The organism is Helicobacter zhangjianzhongii (assembly GCF_030249855.1).
Lineage (GTDB): Bacteria > Campylobacterota > Campylobacteria > Campylobacterales > Helicobacteraceae > Helicobacter_B > Helicobacter_B zhangjianzhongii.
The window spans coordinates 235,549-250,326 of sequence record NZ_JANURN010000002.1 but is presented as its reverse complement, the minus strand read 5'-3'; the positions used below and the strand labels follow the sequence as shown (position 1 = coordinate 250,326).

Here is a 14,778-nt window from a genome sequence, read left to right as displayed (position 1 = left end):
GCTTTAGGGATAGATTTTTAGGATAGGGTTGGGCTAAGTTTGCAGGCAATGGAGCTTACCCCAAGTGCCGATGGCTCTCTCAATGCCTTTAGCGTGGAGTTTGGCGAGCATTATGCCAATATGGGTGAGGGTGCCTTTAGCGAAAAGCTAGGGAAGCATATAGCACCTGTGTGGGCTACCCTAGAATCCACTTTTGCCACAAAAGCCAAACCCCCAAAAGAAGCCCCTAAGGCACAAATATGGATTCTAGATCTTTGCTTTGGACTTGGGTATAACGCCCTGCTTTCACGCCTATTTAGCGCGTTTGAGACGCTAGAGTTTTGTATCATCTCTATCGAGCTTGATAGGCAGAATCTAGCTCTTGCTAGCACAATCCACGCGCTAGATTCTAGCCTTGTAGCCCAGCTGGATTCTAGTAGGCAAGCGCGCATAGCACATAATGTATCTTTGCAAATACTCTGGGGTGATGCGTGTGTTTTACTTGCGGACTTGTCCGCAAGCTTAGCGCAGTATTATGGCGATTTTATGGGCTTTGATGTGATCTACCAAGATCCCTTTAGCTATGAGAAATGCCCGAGTTTATGGGACTATAAGCATTTTTGTAAGCTATCTAGCTTGCTTAAAGACTCTGGGATCATCACCACCTATGCCACAAGGCAGGAGATCATCACAAACGCCACGCAAGTAGGGCTACACGCCTATACTTATAAGGCAGATCCTGCCACTATGGATAGACTCTATCAAGCTTGTGCTACTCTATACCCCACTAGCACACACACTAGCATAAAGCGCAAATCAAGTATTTTTAGCAAAGCTCCCGTGCAGATTCTAGGCAGTAGATTGCGCGCTTAGTCTCTAGCGCACTTTGTGTTGATCTAAGTGCTGGTATCTTTCTTGGTTTTGAGTGCTAGCCCTATGGCATCGGATATGTCTTTTTTGATATTGGGATTTTTGGCACTTAGCCGCTCGCGGACTTCAGCGGCTTTGTCTGTATCGATGACTTCAAGGCTTGTAAGCTCTTTTACCACATCAAGCCATTCTTGGCGATCGCTAGAGCTTGGCGCAAAAAGCCCAAACTTCTTCACAAACTGCTCGATGAGCTCGTGGGCTTGATCTTGAGTCTTGGCATTTGGGATTAGCTTGCGGAAGTCTTTTAGTGTGAAAGGCTTTGGGGCTGGCTTTTTGTCAAATATGCTACGCATAAAAAACCCAAACACAAAGATGACAAACCCAAACCCACAGGCGATCATCAAAATAATGGCATAGAATCCTTGGTTATACATTATTGGCTACTTTATTTGCTACTTTTTGCTGCAAAAAACGCATTAGTCGCTTCGACAAAGCCATCAATACTCCCACAATCATACCTCTTGCCTTGGAATTTATAGGCGATTACTCGCCCATTTTTCGCCTGCTCCATTAGGGCATCGGTGATTTGGATTTCACCCTTTTTGCCCGGGGGTGTTACGCGCAAAATATCAAAAATATCAGGCGTCAAAATATAGCGACCAATGACTGCTAGATTTGAGGGGGCTTCGCTAGCACTTGGCTTTTCTATCATCGTGCTAACGCGATAAACATCTTGGCTAATCATCTCTCCTGCGATCACGCCGTATTTATCCACCTCGCTCATAGGCACTTCTTCTATGGCGACTATGGAGCATTTATGCTTGGCATAGAGCTTTACCATTTGTGCTAGCACGCTATCTCCACCGATATTTGCGCATAAATCATCAGCCAAAATCACAGCAAAAGGCTCATTGCCAATGAGTGTCTCACCTGTCAAAATCGCGTGTCCCAAGCCTTTCATCTCATTTTGGCGTGTGTAGGAGAAAGTGCATTGTGTGATGAGTGAGCGCACTTCATTGAGTAAAAATTCTTTATCCGTGCCTTTGATTTGATGCTCTAATTCATAGCTTATATCAAAGTGATCTTCTATGCTGCGCTTGCCCCGCCCTGTTACAATCGCCATCGTTTGGCAGCCCGCACTTAGAGCTTCTTCGACACCATATTGTATAAGTGGCTTTGTAAGAATGGGGAGCATTTCTTTGGGCATAGCTTTTGTCGCGGGTAAAAATCGCGTCCCATAGCCAGCAGCTGGGAAAAGGCATTTGTTAATGTAATTCATCGTGTGGTCCTTGTGTGGATTTGTAAAAATTGTAGCGCAAAAGATTTATGCGATTATAAACAAGCTTGGGCTAGGAGTTGCGCAGGCTTGTGTATTCTCTAGGGAGCAAAAACTCTTCGCAAGAAAGTGCCTTAGGGTAGAATCCGCGTTTATACAGCAGGGCAAAAAGCGTGTCAATCGCGCGGATTTGCGTGGGGCTAAGGGAAATGGACTCGGCATTGGCATAGAGATTGAGATAAGTATCTAGCTCTTTGGCATTGACGCGGATAAGACCGCGACTAAGCAGCATTTGTGAGAGTAGGGGTTTATTTTGTGTGGCGATTTGCACAGCCTTTGTGAGAGTGGATTCTATATCAATCGCGCGGTGTAGTGGGATACTACGGCGCAGTGCCATACCGCCAAGTGGCAGAGGCAGATCATCGCCTGCTAGCTCACACCATATATCCCAGATCTCTCGCTCCACTTCTAATTGATCGCTAAAGGTCAGGATTGATTCGTGGATCAGCACGCCTGCATCCACTTCGCCATTTAGCACAGCGGATTCTATATCAAGGAAGTTTTTATACACGATTTTTGCGTGGGGGTAGGCTATGCGGAAAAGCAGGGCGTTTGTCGTGTGTGCGCCAGATAGGGCGACTTTGCAATGAGACTTTAGGCTCTTGCCTTTTAGCTTGATAAGCTTTGGTCCATAGCCGCTGCCAAAGCTCACCCCCGTGCGCAAAAGCGCGTAATCTTGCGCGATAAGCGGATAAGCAGCAAAGGAAATGGCACTTACATCATAGCTCCCTTGCAGAGCTGCTTCATTGAGTGTTTGTATATCTAGTGCAGTGTTGCAAAACTTCAGCCCAAGTGGCGAGCCCACCCACCCAAATGCAATGGCATAATACATAAAAATATCATCAGCATCGGGACTATGTGCTACGCTTATCAAACAACTCTCCAAAATGTCAGCTTATTTATATATGAATGGTTGCGGGAGATGGATTTGAACCACCGACCTTTGGGTTATGAGCCCAACGAGCTACCGGACTGCTCTACCCCGCGATATAGTATAAGAAAAGGGAAGAAAAGTGGCTGGGGTACAAGGATTCGAACCTCGGAATGCCTGGACCAAAACCAGGTGCCTTACCGCTTGGCGATACCCCAACAGCGTTTAATAAAGCCGCGATTGTATAGGAGTTTGGCTTAAATTTTACTTATTTTAGGCATATAGCAATGTGTCAAAAAGTGGATTCTAGGGATAAAGCACAAATTCTGTCATTGCGAGCGAGTGGAGCGAGCGTGGCAATCCATAAATTCTGCGGTAGCAGAATAATCATTACTAGAATCCACTTTTTATGTTTTTATGGATTACTAAAGAAGCTACGCTTTGCGGTGGGGCTGTGGGTGTTTCAAAAGTGGATTCTAGTGTGAAAGTCTCTTCTGTCATCGCGAGCGGTGCTTTTGCACCGCGTGGCGATCCATACAAACACGGATTCTAGGCTATGTTTTTTGGTTTGTGGATTACTAAAGACACTGCTTTGCCACGCGGATAAGTCCCGCCCGCAATGATGAGAGATTTTTGCCTTGGGCTCAATACGACAATATCAAAAAGTGGATTCTAGTGTGGATTGCCACGCCACTGCTGGCGCAGTGTCTCGCAATGACAAGAAATATTTCGCCTGTGGCTCAATATGACAAGAAAAGGGTGTTATTTGAAAAAGTGGATTCTAGGATTGAAGTTAGTTTTAGAGTAACACGATTCTAAGGATTGCGGTGGGGCTGTGGGTGTTTTTTAAGGATTTTGGGGCAGAGCTAGACTAGAGGTCTGCGGTTGTCCCAAAATCCTTAAAATCAATCGCATTGCCCACCCAAAACTGAATCGCTAAAGTGCCCAAGACTGAATCGCTAGGGCTAGAATCCACATTTAATATAACTATCTCTTGCTACAATGCAAAACAACCCATCACAAAGGACATTTATGCGCATATACACACTTCTAGGCTCTCTTGCCCTTTTATCTCTCACACTTCTTCAAGCAACGGACCCCCAAGCCATTAAGCCGCCGCGCCACGCTATGGATTATTATGCATTCTCCCAGACACTAAGTGGCGATCCTAAGCAAGATATGCCAAGGATCGCAGGTATCATCGCGCGCAATCTCTCTGCGTGCTATGTCCGCGCCCACACTCTAGCGGGCAATACAACTGCCATGGAGCGTGTGAAATATGGCTGCGAGCTAGAAGCCTACAATATGGCAAATATCCCTATCCATAGGCATTATGCTATGCGTGGCGAGCTACTTGAGTATGATGAAATCCAAGCGCGTAAGGAGCGGTTTTTCACGCAGTATAAATCGCGCATTTATGAGAGTGCCAAGGAGCTTGCAGAGCTAGAGCTTGGGCTATAAAGTGGATCTAGCCCTAGAATCCACTTTATACAAGACTCGCACTAGTAGAGGCTATGACAGAAATCTCATCAAGGAGTAACTATGCAAACAAACATCAAAATATATAGCTTTGATATTGGAGTAGCCAGCATTGGCTGGGCGGTGATTGAAGATAATGCGCTTAAAGATATGGGCGTTAGGATCTTTACCAAAGCAGAAAATCCCAAAACAGGAGAGTCCCTAGCTCTCCCAAGGAGAGCGGCAAGGGGCGTGCGAAGAAGACTAGCAAGAAGAAGCGGGAGGCTAAACACCATAAAACAGCTACTTTGCAAGGAGTTTAAGCTAGAGCTACAAGATTATCTAAGCAGTGATGGCAAGCTGCCCAAAGCCTACATAAGCTCCAAAGCAGCACCACTGCCATCCCCCTATCAGCTACGCACAAAGGCACTAGATCAAAAAGTGGATTCTAGTGAGCTAGCACGCATAGTTTTGCATATCGCCAAGCACCGCGGCTATGGCAATAAACACGCCAAAGAGAGCAAAGATACAGAATCAGGCAAGGTCAAAAAGGCAATAGAAGAAAATCGCCTAATCCTGCAAGACAAAGGATACAGAAGCGTGGGCGAGTATCTGTGTAAAGAGTATTTTCAGCAAGCAAGAGAGCTAGACCCTGCAAAGCAAAGCGCAGTTTCCTTAGAGTTTAAAAATGTGCGAAATACGACAGATAACTACGAGCATTGTGTCTCACAAGATATGCTCCAAGATGAGCTTGCACTGATATTTTCTAAGCAAAGAGACTATGGCTTTGCTATAAGCAAAGAGTTTGAAGATAGCTTAATAAAAAAGATTTTTGAGCAACGCCCCTTAAAGAGATTTGATGATAAGGTAGGGGAGTGTCAGTTTATCGCAGGGGAGAAGCGCGCGCCCAAAGACAGCGTAAGTGCGATAGAGTTTGTCGCACTATCGCGCATTATCAACACTCTTGCCAATCTTAGCAAGAAAAGCGGGGAAGCTTATGACAAAGCTATGGTGCTTAAAATCTTAGCTTCTGTGCTAGAAAAAGGAGAGATGAGCTATCGCGCATTGCGTGAAATGATCAACCTAGATGAAAAAATACAATTTGTGGATTCTAGGCTAGATTATAGCAAGGGGCTCAAAGAGGCAGAAAAGGTAAAATTTGTAGAATTTACGCATTTAAAGGCGTTTAAAAAGGCTTTGGGAGAGAGCTTTGCAAGCTTAGAGAGAGAGCATATAGATAAGATAGCAAGCCAAATTGCCGTGATTAAAGATGTAGTAGAGCTACACAAAGAGCTAGAATCCTACTCTGCCAAAGAGCAGCTCCATCTCACAAGCGAGCAGATACAAGCCCTAAGCAATCTCAATTTTTCTAAGCATATTAGCCTAAGCTTTAAGGCTCTATCTACGATCTTGCCCTTTATGCGTGGGGAGCGTGAAGCACGCAGCAGTGATGCAGACTATTGTATCGGCATTGATGAGAGCGGAGAGAGCCAGTGCTTGCGCTATGATGAGTCCGTAGAAAAAGCAGGGCTAAACACAGGTAAAAAGACTTCAAAAGGTGATATTTTGCCACCCTTTGAAGAGTTTGAGCCATATTTAGCAAACCCTGTTGTAAAAAGGGCATTAGCCGAGTATAGAAAGGTGCTAAACGCCCTGCTTAAGCAATATGGCAGACCCCATAAAATCCACATAGAATACGCCAGAGAAGCCAAGCTAAATGCCACAGAGCGACAAAAATACGAAAAAGAGCAAAGAGAAAACTACGCCGCTAATCAAGCTGCACGCAAGCAATGTGAGAGTCTAGGACTTGAGCCAAGTAGCACCAATCTCCTAAAGCTAAAGCTATGGGAAGAGCAAGGAGAATTCTGCGCATATAGTGGGGAGAAAATCACATTTGCCCACCTAAAAGACCCCGCCGCCTTGCAGATAGATCATATCTACCCCTACTCACGCAGCTTTGATGATAGCTATATGAATAAAGTCTTAGTCTTTACAAAGGCAAACCAAGAAAAGGGCGATAAAACGCCCTTTGAAGCCTTTGGCGCAGACTCTGCCAAGTGGGGAAAAATTGTGGGCTTGATAACATTTGCCAAAAAAATCCCCAAAAGCAAAGCACGCAGAATCCTAAATGCAAACTTTGTCGATAAAGAAGCAGGATTTAAGCTCCGCAATCTCAATGACACAAGCTATATCGCACGCCTTGTAGCAGACTATACTCAAGCATATTTAGAGTTTTTGCCCCTAGATGAGAGTGAGGATACCACGCTTGGCAGGGGGCAACAGGGGAGCAAAAGACATATTGTCGTGGTCAATGGTGCGCTTACTGCTACAATGCGGCATTACCTAGGCTTTGCTAGCAAAGATAGAAACAACCACTTGCACCACGGGCTTGATGCGGTGATTATCGGCTTTATGAATGATCGCGTGATAAAGGCTTTTAGCGAGTTCAAAAAGACGCAAGAGACAAGCAGAGCCGCCTACTACGCCCACACACTAAGCAAAGAAGAGTATAAGAAAAAACGAGCCTTTATCAATCTCCCAAATGGCGAAAACTTCCGCGCAAGTGTGCTAGAGAAGCTAGAATCCATCTTTGTCTCTAAGCCGCCTAGATTGCGAGCAAGGGGGGCATTACACGAGGCTACCTTCTACTCGCCAAATGGTCCTAAACTACTTAAAAGCTATGGCGGGACAAAAGGTGTGGAAAAGGCATTAGCCCTAGGCAAGATGAGAAAAATCGGCACAAAGATTGTAAACAATGGTGCGATGGTGCGGGTGGATATTTTTCGACATAAAAGAAGCGGGAAATTCTACGGCGTGCCTGTTTATACGATGGACTTCGCGCTAGGGATTTTGCCAAATAAAGCAGTGGTTAAAGGGAAAGATAAAAATGGCGTGATTAAGGACTGGCTAGAAATGGACTCTAGCTATGAGTTTATTTTCTCACTCTATAAAGATGATGTGCTCCTAGTGCAGAAGGAGGGGATGCAAAAGCCAGAGCTGTGTTATTTTGTGAATTTTGATACTAGTGGTGTAAATATCAAAGTAGCCAAGCACGATAATAGCTTCTCCACACTTACAGACAATCAAAAATTGCTCTTTAGCAACGCCACACAAGAAGAAGTAAAAGATAGAGTTGGAATCCAAAATCTACAAGTCTTTGAAAAATACCAAGTCTCAATCCTAGGGCAAGTAGCACCTGCCCCCTTCCACCCACGCCAAGACATCACCCTAAAGCACACAAAGCCCACAAAGCGCATAGTCCAAAGGAGTGGCGATGAGCTATGATGAAGCCTTTAGGAGTGTGCTAGTTAGCTCCCCAGCCAAGCTTAGCCTACAAGCAAAGCACCTTGTCCTAAGCCAAGAAGACAAGCAAGCAAAGCTCTTTTTAAAAGACATTCACTCCATAATCCTAGAATCCCCGCAGATCACCATAACCACCGCCCTGCTCTCTGCGCTTTGTGAGCATAATATCATCGTGCTAACTTGTGATGATACTCATCACATCAATGGTATCTTGCACCCTTACTCAGGGCATTTTCAGCAAGCCAAAGTCGCTAGAGAGCAAATGCAAGTAACCAAGCAGAAAAAGTCTATTTTGTGGCAAAAAATCATTAAAAACAAAATCACCAATCAAGCCTATGTCCTACAAACCCACCACAAGCACAAAGCAAGCGATGAGCTCTTGCTCCTAGCTAGCAATGTCACCTTAGGGGATTCTAGGAATTTTGAAGCCATAGCAGCAGCAGCGTATTTTAAAGCTCTCTTTGGCAAGGGCTTTTCTAGGGAGCAGTTCTGCTTTGCTAATTCTGCGCTTAATTATGGCTATGCGATTGTGCGTGCTTGTATCGTGCGTAATGTCTGCATTAGCGGGCTGCTGCCGTGGCTAGGCATAAAGCACGATAATATGTATAACAGCTTCAATCTCTGCGATGATGTGATAGAAGTCTTTCGCCCTTGGGTGGATCGCTGTGTCTTAGAGCTTGATACCCCTTCTAAAGACATATCCTTGCAGCAAGAAGACAAAAGGACTCTTATCAATATCCTACAAGAAAAAGCCTGTATAGATGGGCAGAGCTATCCGCTTAGTAGGGCTATCGGGCGATATGTGCAGAGCCTAAAGGGAGCAATGCTAGGGGAGCAGAGCTTGCTAAGGGTAAGCTTTGAGACCTAAGCTAGTGATGCAAATGATTGAAGATAAATTTATGCGTGTTTTGCTGATGTTTGATATGCCTACCAAGACCAAAAAGGAGCAAAAGCACGCCACCAAATTCCGCAATAATCTCATCAAGCTAGGCTACTTTATGATGCAATTTAGCGTATATATGCGTATATGCAAGGGGTTAAGCTCGGCAAAAGCCTCTATCAATGCAGTAAAGATGATCCTACCCCCACAAGGCAATGTGCGTGTCCTAATCATCACAGAAAAGCAGTTTGACGCTATGGAGATCCTCTTAGGCAATGCCTCGTTTAATGAACGCATAAATGCCGAGCAAAATCTCGTGCTATTTAACTTTGATGAAAAGCTTGGTGATTATGCCTATAAAGAATCTAGCCAAAAGAGCAAAGATACAGAGAGTCAAAAAAGTGTAGCAAAAGAATCCAACACCACTACACAAAGACCTAAGCCAAAGCAGCCAAGTCTCTTTGAATTCTAGGGTTTTGATAGGGATATGACTTACCCTGCGGAAGACCCTTTACTTCCTTATTTTAGTCCCTTTTTAAACTGCCAAATTTAGCGCGAAATCCTAAAGGATTTCGCGCTTTACAAATCTGCTCTAGCTTCGTGCCACAGGGCGATAGAAAGGAAGCTATTCTACCATAAGGCAGTTTAAAAAGGGACTAAAACTTTTAGAGACATTAAGCCGCTGCAAGACTTAATTCTACCATAAGGCAGTTTAAAAAGGGACTAAAACCCGTGATACTTTGGATTATTGGCATTTAGCATTCTACCATAAGGCAGTTTAAAAAGGGACTAAAACTTAGGCGGTGCTGGTATCTCCGCTGGTGCTATTCTACCATAAGGCAGTTTAAAAAGGGACTAAAACCTTGCTCGCTTGCTTCTGCTTGCAAGACTTGATTCTACCATAAGGCAGTTTAAAAAGGGACTAAAACTCTCGGCGGTGCTGGTATTCAAGCCGGTGCATTCTACCATAAGGCAGTTTAAAAAGGGACTAAAACAAATCTATACTCTTGCTGATGATTCCATAGCAATTTTCATAACATTATATATAAACTTAGCTTTATCTTTTAATACATTCACAAAAGAGTTGCTTGTGAAAATGTAATTTACAATCGCGCCATATCGCAAATCTCCTGCAAGTAGTAGCGCATACTTATTGCCGCTATAATCTTTTATATCTATTGTATTCTCCACTATGCTATCTACTAGCTCGATGGGATTCTCTACCGATTCAAACACCTTGCCAAAGATTCCCACAAACAAAGCTAAACCTAGCGCATCGCTTGTGTTCTCTGCGTTGATATTTACCTTGCTTACCACGCCGCTTGTCTCTTTGTTGTAGTAAGTTAGCTCTTGCTCTGTGCCGACATTTTCTAGCTCTGCATTGCCTGCTATTAGCTTATACATATACTGCCCATCGTGCTGCCCATCTCCAAACTCTATTACAAAGTCTTGTAACGCCTCTGGTAAATCGCTCTTGTCAATACGCCCTAACTGCTCGCCTAAGCTATCTAAAAAGCCCTTGACATTCTCATTGCTTACACCTTTTCCACCATTTACAATCAATTCCATTTCTACGCTCCTAAGTATTGTTTATTAACCGATTTTAAAGCATTGTATAGCTTTCTCATTCTACACACGGCAGTTTAAAAAGGAGCTAAAACAAAAAGCTTACATTACAAACCTAAGCCATTTTGCTACAATGCATTTGCATACCCAAGGAGTTTTTATGAGCAAAGCTACAATACCCAAGCCACGCAGGACAAAATCCCAAATCGCCGAGATCAAGGCGCGATTTCTCGCGCATTATCCACAGGCAAAAACAGAGCTAAACTATCGCAATATGTATGAGCTGCTTGTGTGTGTAATGCTCTCTGCCCAATGCACCGATAAGCGTGTCAATCTCGTAACGCCCGCATTTTTCGCGCGCTATCCCAGCGTGCAGGCACTAGCACAAGCCGATATTGCAGAGATCAAAGATCTCATCAAAAGCATTTCATTTTTCAACAACAAAGCCAAGCATTTACACCAAATGGCACAGCAAGTCCTAGAGCATTTTCAAGGCAAGATCCCCACCACTCAAGCAGAGCTAAAATCCCTAGCAGGCGTAGGGCAGAAAACCGCCAATGTCGTGCTGCTAGAATACTGCCAGGCAAATGTAATGGCTGTCGATACCCATGTATTCCGCGTCTCTCACCGCCTAGCCTTAAGCAATGCCAAAACCCCAGAAAAAACCGAGCAAGATTTGCAGAGAGTGTTTGTTACCGAGCTATCAAACTTGCACCAAGCTTTTGTGCTATTTGGTCGCTATATCTGCAAGGCGATCAAGCCCCAATGCTCACAATGCTTCGTGCAAGAATTCTGCCACAAGGACAAAACACGCAAGAAACCTAAGCCTAAAGCCAAAATTACGCTACAATAATAATAAAAGTCAAAGGCTGGTGCGGTATGGAAGTGATCAAAGAGAGTTTTTTTGAAGTTATTAAAGATTCTATCAGTGTCGAGGTAGAAGAGTCTATTATCCCGCTTAAAAAGGGCTATCTCACTTCGATTGAAATGATTGGCAGAGGCACAAATGTCTTGCTTGTGTTTAATAAGCCTTTTTTAAAAACAATGTGCCTGCACTTTTTAGATGATAGCACTCCTAGTGATGACGCGCTAGAAGATATGGCGCGAGAGCTTGCTAATCTCACCGTAGGACACGCCAAAGTCATCGCCCAAAAGCGCAATACAAGCTTCAACATCTCCACCCCAGAATTCCTAGGAATCCGCGTGATAAAAAACTACGATCAAGGTATCCACTTCCGCTTGCAAGGCTTGGGGCATTGCAGTATTTTTCTACGCAGTAATAAATCATAGCGACAACAACTCTTTAAGGAACGCTTATGGCAGATCGACCCAACTCCATACTCGATAAGCAAAAAGCCCATACCCCAGAAGAAATAGAGCTTGCCTCCTATCTTGAAGATATGATGGAAAATTACGGCGGCTTGCTTGATATGGGCGTAGTTTTTACCGCGGAGCTAGGCTCTTCTAAAATCCCTTTGGCAGAGATTTTGAAGTTTGAAAAAGGCTCGATTATCGATCTGCAAAAGCCCGCAGGAGAGAGTATCGATGTCTTTGTCAATGGCAGGATCATCGGCAAAGGCGAGGTGATGGTCTATGAGCGATCGCTTGCTATCCGTTTAAATGAAATTTTGGATTCTAATGCGATTGTGTATTACATCGCACGCACAAATCCCTACGACTAACCCACCGATGAAAAAGCTAGGTATCCAACACACGCTTGCTATGCTTATGGTAGTTGCGCATATTTGTGGTGCAGCTACGCTCAAGCAGATCCAAACTTACCCCGAGCAAGATAAGCTTGATGTGCTTTTGCTGCTGGATTCTGCCTTTAGCGGTGAGGTAGGCACAGCAAGCGTGCCTAATGGCAAAAGCACGCAAAAAATGACTATGATCTCGCAAATCACAAGCGGCAGCAAAGTAACTAGGAGCTTCCAAAACTCGCCGATAAAAAAGCTTGAGATTATCCCCAAAAACAACAATCTCTACTTCAGCGTAGAATCGCGCAAGCCCTACTATGTCAAGCCAAGCATTTCCAAAGACAAAAACACCCTGCGCCTAAGCTTTTTTACCGCGGATTCTGGGATTGTGGATTCTCTGCTAAATACCCCCACCACGCTAAAGCCAACGCCTATCAATGAAGTATTTCAAAAGCCTTCAAGCACACAAAGCACCCCGCAAGACAAAGACACCGCAAACGCCAAAGCCCTAGAATCCCTAGAATCCACCTCCGCCCCCTTGCTTGATACAAGCAAGCTAAGCTTAAGCACGCAGGATATGGATATACAGAAGTATTGGTATATCATCGCAAGCTTTTTGCTTATCCTTGTGGTATTACTCTATATCCGCAAGCAAATACGCAGACGCTCAGGGCTTAATGACTCGCTCAAAGTCGTCTCACAAAGCCAAATCGACCCTAAAAACAAAGTCATCATCATCGAGGCTAAAGAGTATTTCTATATGGTGCTTTTAGGTGATAAAGGCAATGTCTTGCTTGATAAAATCCCCAAACAAACGCACACCACCAGCAACTCCCCCCAAGCCAAGCCACAAAGGATAGGCGATGTCAAAGCATTTGATGAGAAGTTTTGGAGCACACTCAACAATGCAAAATGATGAATCTACCCCCCATCTATAAATCGCCTATCTCGCTTGATACAAGCAGCCAAACGCGCTTTTATGTAAGCCTAGCGATCGCTTTAAGCGCGCACTTGTTTGTGATTTTTATCAGCTGGTGGCTTTATGCGCATTTTTTCAAAACCCCCAAACTCCGCAAAATCGACACAGAAAACCTACTTATCCTAAAGCGCGGCACAAGCCTTGATAAAAGTGCAAATACCCCCGGCGCACCACCTCCCACCCTAGCAAGCAAAGACACCGCCCAAAGCCCATACCCCCCCACCAAGCCAAGCCAAGCCACCACCCCAAGCACACAAAGCAACCCCAAGCAGCCAAAGCCCCTAGACTCTCAAACTCCTTTACCACATACCACTTACGATCCCAAAAACTTGCAATTTTTCTCCCCAGCAAACCAAAGCACGCAATCGCGTCCATCACTTGAGCAAGACAAAGGGCTTGACCGCCAAACGAGGCGCGATATTGACAAGCTCTATGGCGATGAGTGGGGGGATCTAGGCAGTGCAGAGCGAGATTTCATCACAAGCAATTTGCGCGAGATAGCACGCATCACACAACGCTACTTAACCTACCCAAACACCGCCGCATATCTCAACCAATCCGGCGAGAATGCGATAGAATTCTACTTGCTACCAAATGGTGATATACAAGGATTGAAGCTGCTTCTTAGCTCGGGCTTTGTGCTACTAGATAAAAACTCGCAAAAAACCATAGAAATCGCCTATAAGGACTATCCGCGACCTAAGCAGCGCACGCTTATCCGCTTCCACATCACCTATACTATTTATCGTTAAGGAGCTACTATGCAAATCACACTAAAAAATCCCCTTGATATGCACTTGCATTTACGCGATGGCGCGCTGCTTGATGTCGTTACGCCCTTTAGTGCTAAAAGCTTTGCCGCGGCGGTGATAATGCCAAATCTAACGCCCCCCATAGATTCCTTACACAAGGCACAAGCCTACAAGCAAGCAATTAAAGATTCTATCCATAGCTATGCTAAAGCACATAAGCAGCCGCTAGAATCCTTTGAGCCACTTTGTGCGCTGTATTTGAGCGACTCACTCACCCCACAAGAGCTAGAATCCTGTGCCAAGCACGGCTTCAAGCTCCTAAAGCTCTATCCCAAGGGTGCCACCACAAATAGCGATAATGGCATAGCCCAAGTGCTAGATAGCAAATCGTATGAAATTTTTAGCGCGGCACAAGAGCTTGGCATAATCCTTTGTATCCACGGCGAGAGCGGGGGCTTTGTGCTGGAGCGAGAGATGGAGTTTGGCGCGATATTTAGAGAGCTTGCCACACGCTTCCCTAATCTCAAAATCATCATAGAGCATATAAGCGATCACCGCACGATCCCACTTCTAGAGGAGTATGATAATCTCTATGCGACCTTGACTTTGCACCATATCACCCTAGATCTTAGCAATCTAGCAGGCGGCGCACTCTGTCATCATCACTTCTGCAAGCCTGTGCTAAAAACACCCAAAGACAAGCAAGCCCTGCTAGATCTAGCCCTAAATGCGCATAGCAAAGTGTGCTTTGGCTCAGACTCTGCGCCCCATAGCCTAGAAGCCAAGCAAAAGGGCGCGGCAGGGATTTTTAGCGCGGTGGGGCTTTTGCCCCAGCTTGCAGAGCTATTTCACAAGCATAATGCCCTGCACAATCTCCAAGCCTTTGTGAGCGATAATGCGATGAAAATCTATGATCTTGCTTGCTGGGTGCAAGCAGCGCAGGCGTGGGAGGACAATCCTAAGCTAATCACCCTAGAGCAAGCCCCCTACAAAATCCCAGAATCTATCCGCGTGCTAGATTCTAATCTAACGCCCTTGCGTGCAGGCGAGATGATCGCGTGGAGAGAGATAGAGAGCAAGGCATAAG

At 44.9% G+C, this 14,778-nt stretch carries 17 protein-coding genes, 2 tRNA genes and 1 CRISPR repeat array; of the genes, 13 read left to right on the top strand and 6 right to left on the bottom strand.

Annotated elements, in window-relative coordinates; translation table 11 throughout:
* The first annotated feature begins 48 nt into the window (after nt 1-48).
* Entirely contained in the window at nt 49-852 is an 804-nt protein-coding gene (locus tag NYG90_RS03045) for an MnmC family methyltransferase (protein WP_285256695.1), read from the top strand.
* Between the two features lie 23 nt (nt 853-875).
* Here the strand turns inward: NYG90_RS03045 and NYG90_RS03040 are convergent, their stop codons facing one another.
* From NYG90_RS03040 to NYG90_RS03020, 5 genes are all read right to left on the bottom strand, one after another.
* Complete coding sequence (locus NYG90_RS03040) at nt 876-1,283, bottom strand: hypothetical protein (RefSeq protein WP_285256494.1); 408 nt, start codon at nt 1,281-1,283, stop codon at nt 876-878.
* Nucleotides 1,284-1,294: 11 nt separating this feature from the next.
* Nucleotides 1,295-2,128, bottom strand: a complete 834-nt coding sequence (gene galU, locus NYG90_RS03035) for a UTP--glucose-1-phosphate uridylyltransferase GalU (protein ID WP_115010692.1) — start codon at nt 2,126-2,128, stop codon at nt 1,295-1,297.
* A gap of 70 nt (nt 2,129-2,198) precedes the next feature.
* Nucleotides 2,199-3,059, bottom strand: a complete 861-nt coding sequence (locus tag NYG90_RS03030) for a menaquinone biosynthesis family protein (protein ID WP_285256495.1) — start codon at nt 3,057-3,059, stop codon at nt 2,199-2,201.
* A 36-nt stretch (nt 3,060-3,095) separates the two neighbouring features.
* A tRNA-Met gene (locus tag NYG90_RS03025) sits at nt 3,096-3,172 on the bottom strand.
* A 27-nt stretch (nt 3,173-3,199) separates the two neighbouring features.
* Nucleotides 3,200-3,274: transfer RNA gene (locus NYG90_RS03020), tRNA-Gln, on the bottom strand.
* Nucleotides 3,275-3,343: 69 nt separating this feature from the next.
* On the opposite strand from NYG90_RS03020, the gene NYG90_RS03015 reads away from it, so the two are divergent.
* The 6 genes from NYG90_RS03015 (at nt 3,344) to cas2 (ending at nt 9,169) form a co-directional block, all read left to right on the top strand.
* Nucleotides 3,344-3,541: a hypothetical protein gene (locus NYG90_RS03015; RefSeq protein WP_285256496.1), complete on the top strand. Its 198-nt coding sequence runs from the start codon at nt 3,344-3,346 to the stop codon at nt 3,539-3,541.
* 148 nt (nt 3,542-3,689) lie between these two features.
* Nucleotides 3,690-3,875, top strand: coding sequence for a hypothetical protein (locus NYG90_RS03010; protein WP_285256497.1), 186 nt, complete (start codon nt 3,690-3,692; stop codon nt 3,873-3,875).
* A gap of 213 nt (nt 3,876-4,088) precedes the next feature.
* Entirely contained in the window at nt 4,089-4,517 is a 429-nt protein-coding gene (locus NYG90_RS03005; RefSeq protein ID WP_285256498.1) for a hypothetical protein, read from the top strand.
* Nucleotides 4,518-4,598: 81 nt separating this feature from the next.
* Nucleotides 4,599-7,799, top strand: coding sequence for a type II CRISPR RNA-guided endonuclease Cas9 (gene cas9, locus NYG90_RS03000; protein WP_285256499.1), 3,201 nt, complete (start codon nt 4,599-4,601; stop codon nt 7,797-7,799).
* Complete coding sequence (gene cas1 / locus NYG90_RS02995) at nt 7,789-8,685, top strand: type II CRISPR-associated endonuclease Cas1 (protein WP_285256500.1); 897 nt, start codon at nt 7,789-7,791, stop codon at nt 8,683-8,685. Before cas9 ends, cas1 begins: the two co-directional genes overlap by 11 nt.
* Complete coding sequence (cas2, locus tag NYG90_RS02990; RefSeq protein WP_285256501.1) at nt 8,675-9,169, top strand: CRISPR-associated endonuclease Cas2; 495 nt, start codon at nt 8,675-8,677, stop codon at nt 9,167-9,169. The genes cas1 and cas2 overlap by 11 nt, the downstream gene beginning before the upstream one ends.
* A 155-nt stretch (nt 9,170-9,324) precedes the next feature.
* Nucleotides 9,325-9,692: direct repeats of the CRISPR family, unit length 36 nt; unit sequence ATTCTACCATAAGGCAGTTTAAAAAGGGACTAAAAC.
* 4 nt (nt 9,693-9,696) lie between these two features.
* Here the strand turns inward: cas2 and NYG90_RS02985 are convergent.
* Nucleotides 9,697-10,266, bottom strand: a complete 570-nt coding sequence (locus NYG90_RS02985) for a hypothetical protein (RefSeq protein WP_285256502.1) — start codon at nt 10,264-10,266, stop codon at nt 9,697-9,699.
* A gap of 157 nt (nt 10,267-10,423) precedes the next feature.
* Between NYG90_RS02985 and nth the strand changes: the two genes are divergently transcribed.
* Genes nth through pyrC form a run of 6 tightly spaced genes read left to right on the top strand, consistent with a single transcriptional unit; the run spans nt 10,424 to nt 14,777 of the window.
* Nucleotides 10,424-11,116, top strand: coding sequence for an endonuclease III (nth, locus tag NYG90_RS02980; RefSeq protein ID WP_115010697.1), 693 nt, complete (start codon nt 10,424-10,426; stop codon nt 11,114-11,116).
* A gap of 26 nt (nt 11,117-11,142) precedes the next feature.
* Nucleotides 11,143-11,553: a chemotaxis protein CheX gene (locus tag NYG90_RS02975; RefSeq protein ID WP_115010698.1), complete on the top strand. Its 411-nt coding sequence runs from the start codon at nt 11,143-11,145 to the stop codon at nt 11,551-11,553.
* Nucleotides 11,554-11,579: 26 nt separating this feature from the next.
* Nucleotides 11,580-11,945: a flagellar motor switch protein FliN gene (gene fliN / locus NYG90_RS02970; protein ID WP_115010699.1), complete on the top strand. Its 366-nt coding sequence runs from the start codon at nt 11,580-11,582 to the stop codon at nt 11,943-11,945.
* Nucleotides 11,902-12,876, top strand: a complete 975-nt coding sequence (locus NYG90_RS02965) for a flagellar biosynthetic protein FliO (protein WP_285256504.1) — start codon at nt 11,902-11,904, stop codon at nt 12,874-12,876. Before fliN ends, NYG90_RS02965 begins: the two co-directional genes overlap by 44 nt.
* The gene (locus NYG90_RS02960; protein ID WP_285264669.1) at nt 12,873-13,691 is read left to right on the top strand and encodes an energy transducer TonB; all 819 of its coding nucleotides are present in this window, start codon (nt 12,873-12,875) and stop codon (nt 13,689-13,691) included. The genes NYG90_RS02965 and NYG90_RS02960 overlap by 4 nt, the downstream gene beginning before the upstream one ends.
* Before the next feature lie 9 nt (nt 13,692-13,700).
* A complete protein-coding gene (gene pyrC, locus NYG90_RS02955; RefSeq protein WP_285256506.1) occupies nt 13,701-14,777 on the top strand; it encodes a dihydroorotase in 1,077 nt (358 codons plus the stop codon).
* The last annotated feature ends 1 nt before the right edge of the window (nt 14,778 follow it).

Excerpts from the sequence above, each read along its gene's own strand:
- fliN (WP_115010699.1), top strand. The coding sequence starts at position 11,580 with ATGGCAGATCGACCCAACTCCATACTCGATAAGCAAAAAGCCCATACC.
- NYG90_RS02985 (WP_285256502.1), bottom strand. The coding sequence starts at position 10,266 with ATGGAATTGATTGTAAATGGTGGAAAAGGTGTAAGCAATGAGAATGTC.
- NYG90_RS03040 (WP_285256494.1), bottom strand. The coding sequence starts at position 1,283 with ATGTATAACCAAGGATTCTATGCCATTATTTTGATGATCGCCTGTGGG.
- galU (WP_115010692.1), bottom strand. The coding sequence starts at position 2,128 with ATGAATTACATTAACAAATGCCTTTTCCCAGCTGCTGGCTATGGGACG.
- NYG90_RS03005 (WP_285256498.1), top strand. The coding sequence starts at position 4,089 with ATGCGCATATACACACTTCTAGGCTCTCTTGCCCTTTTATCTCTCACA.
- cas1 (WP_285256500.1), top strand. The coding sequence starts at position 7,789 with ATGAGCTATGATGAAGCCTTTAGGAGTGTGCTAGTTAGCTCCCCAGCC.
- cas9 (WP_285256499.1), top strand. The coding sequence starts at position 4,599 with ATGCAAACAAACATCAAAATATATAGCTTTGATATTGGAGTAGCCAGC.
- NYG90_RS02965 (WP_285256504.1), top strand. The coding sequence starts at position 11,902 with ATGCGATTGTGTATTACATCGCACGCACAAATCCCTACGACTAACCCA.
- nth (WP_115010697.1), top strand. The coding sequence starts at position 10,424 with ATGAGCAAAGCTACAATACCCAAGCCACGCAGGACAAAATCCCAAATC.
- NYG90_RS03045 (WP_285256695.1), top strand. The coding sequence starts at position 49 with ATGGAGCTTACCCCAAGTGCCGATGGCTCTCTCAATGCCTTTAGCGTG.
- NYG90_RS03015 (WP_285256496.1), top strand. The coding sequence starts at position 3,344 with ATGTGTCAAAAAGTGGATTCTAGGGATAAAGCACAAATTCTGTCATTG.
- pyrC (WP_285256506.1), top strand. The coding sequence starts at position 13,701 with ATGCAAATCACACTAAAAAATCCCCTTGATATGCACTTGCATTTACGC.
- NYG90_RS02960 (WP_285264669.1), top strand. The coding sequence starts at position 12,873 with ATGATGAATCTACCCCCCATCTATAAATCGCCTATCTCGCTTGATACA.
- NYG90_RS02975 (WP_115010698.1), top strand. The coding sequence starts at position 11,143 with ATGGAAGTGATCAAAGAGAGTTTTTTTGAAGTTATTAAAGATTCTATC.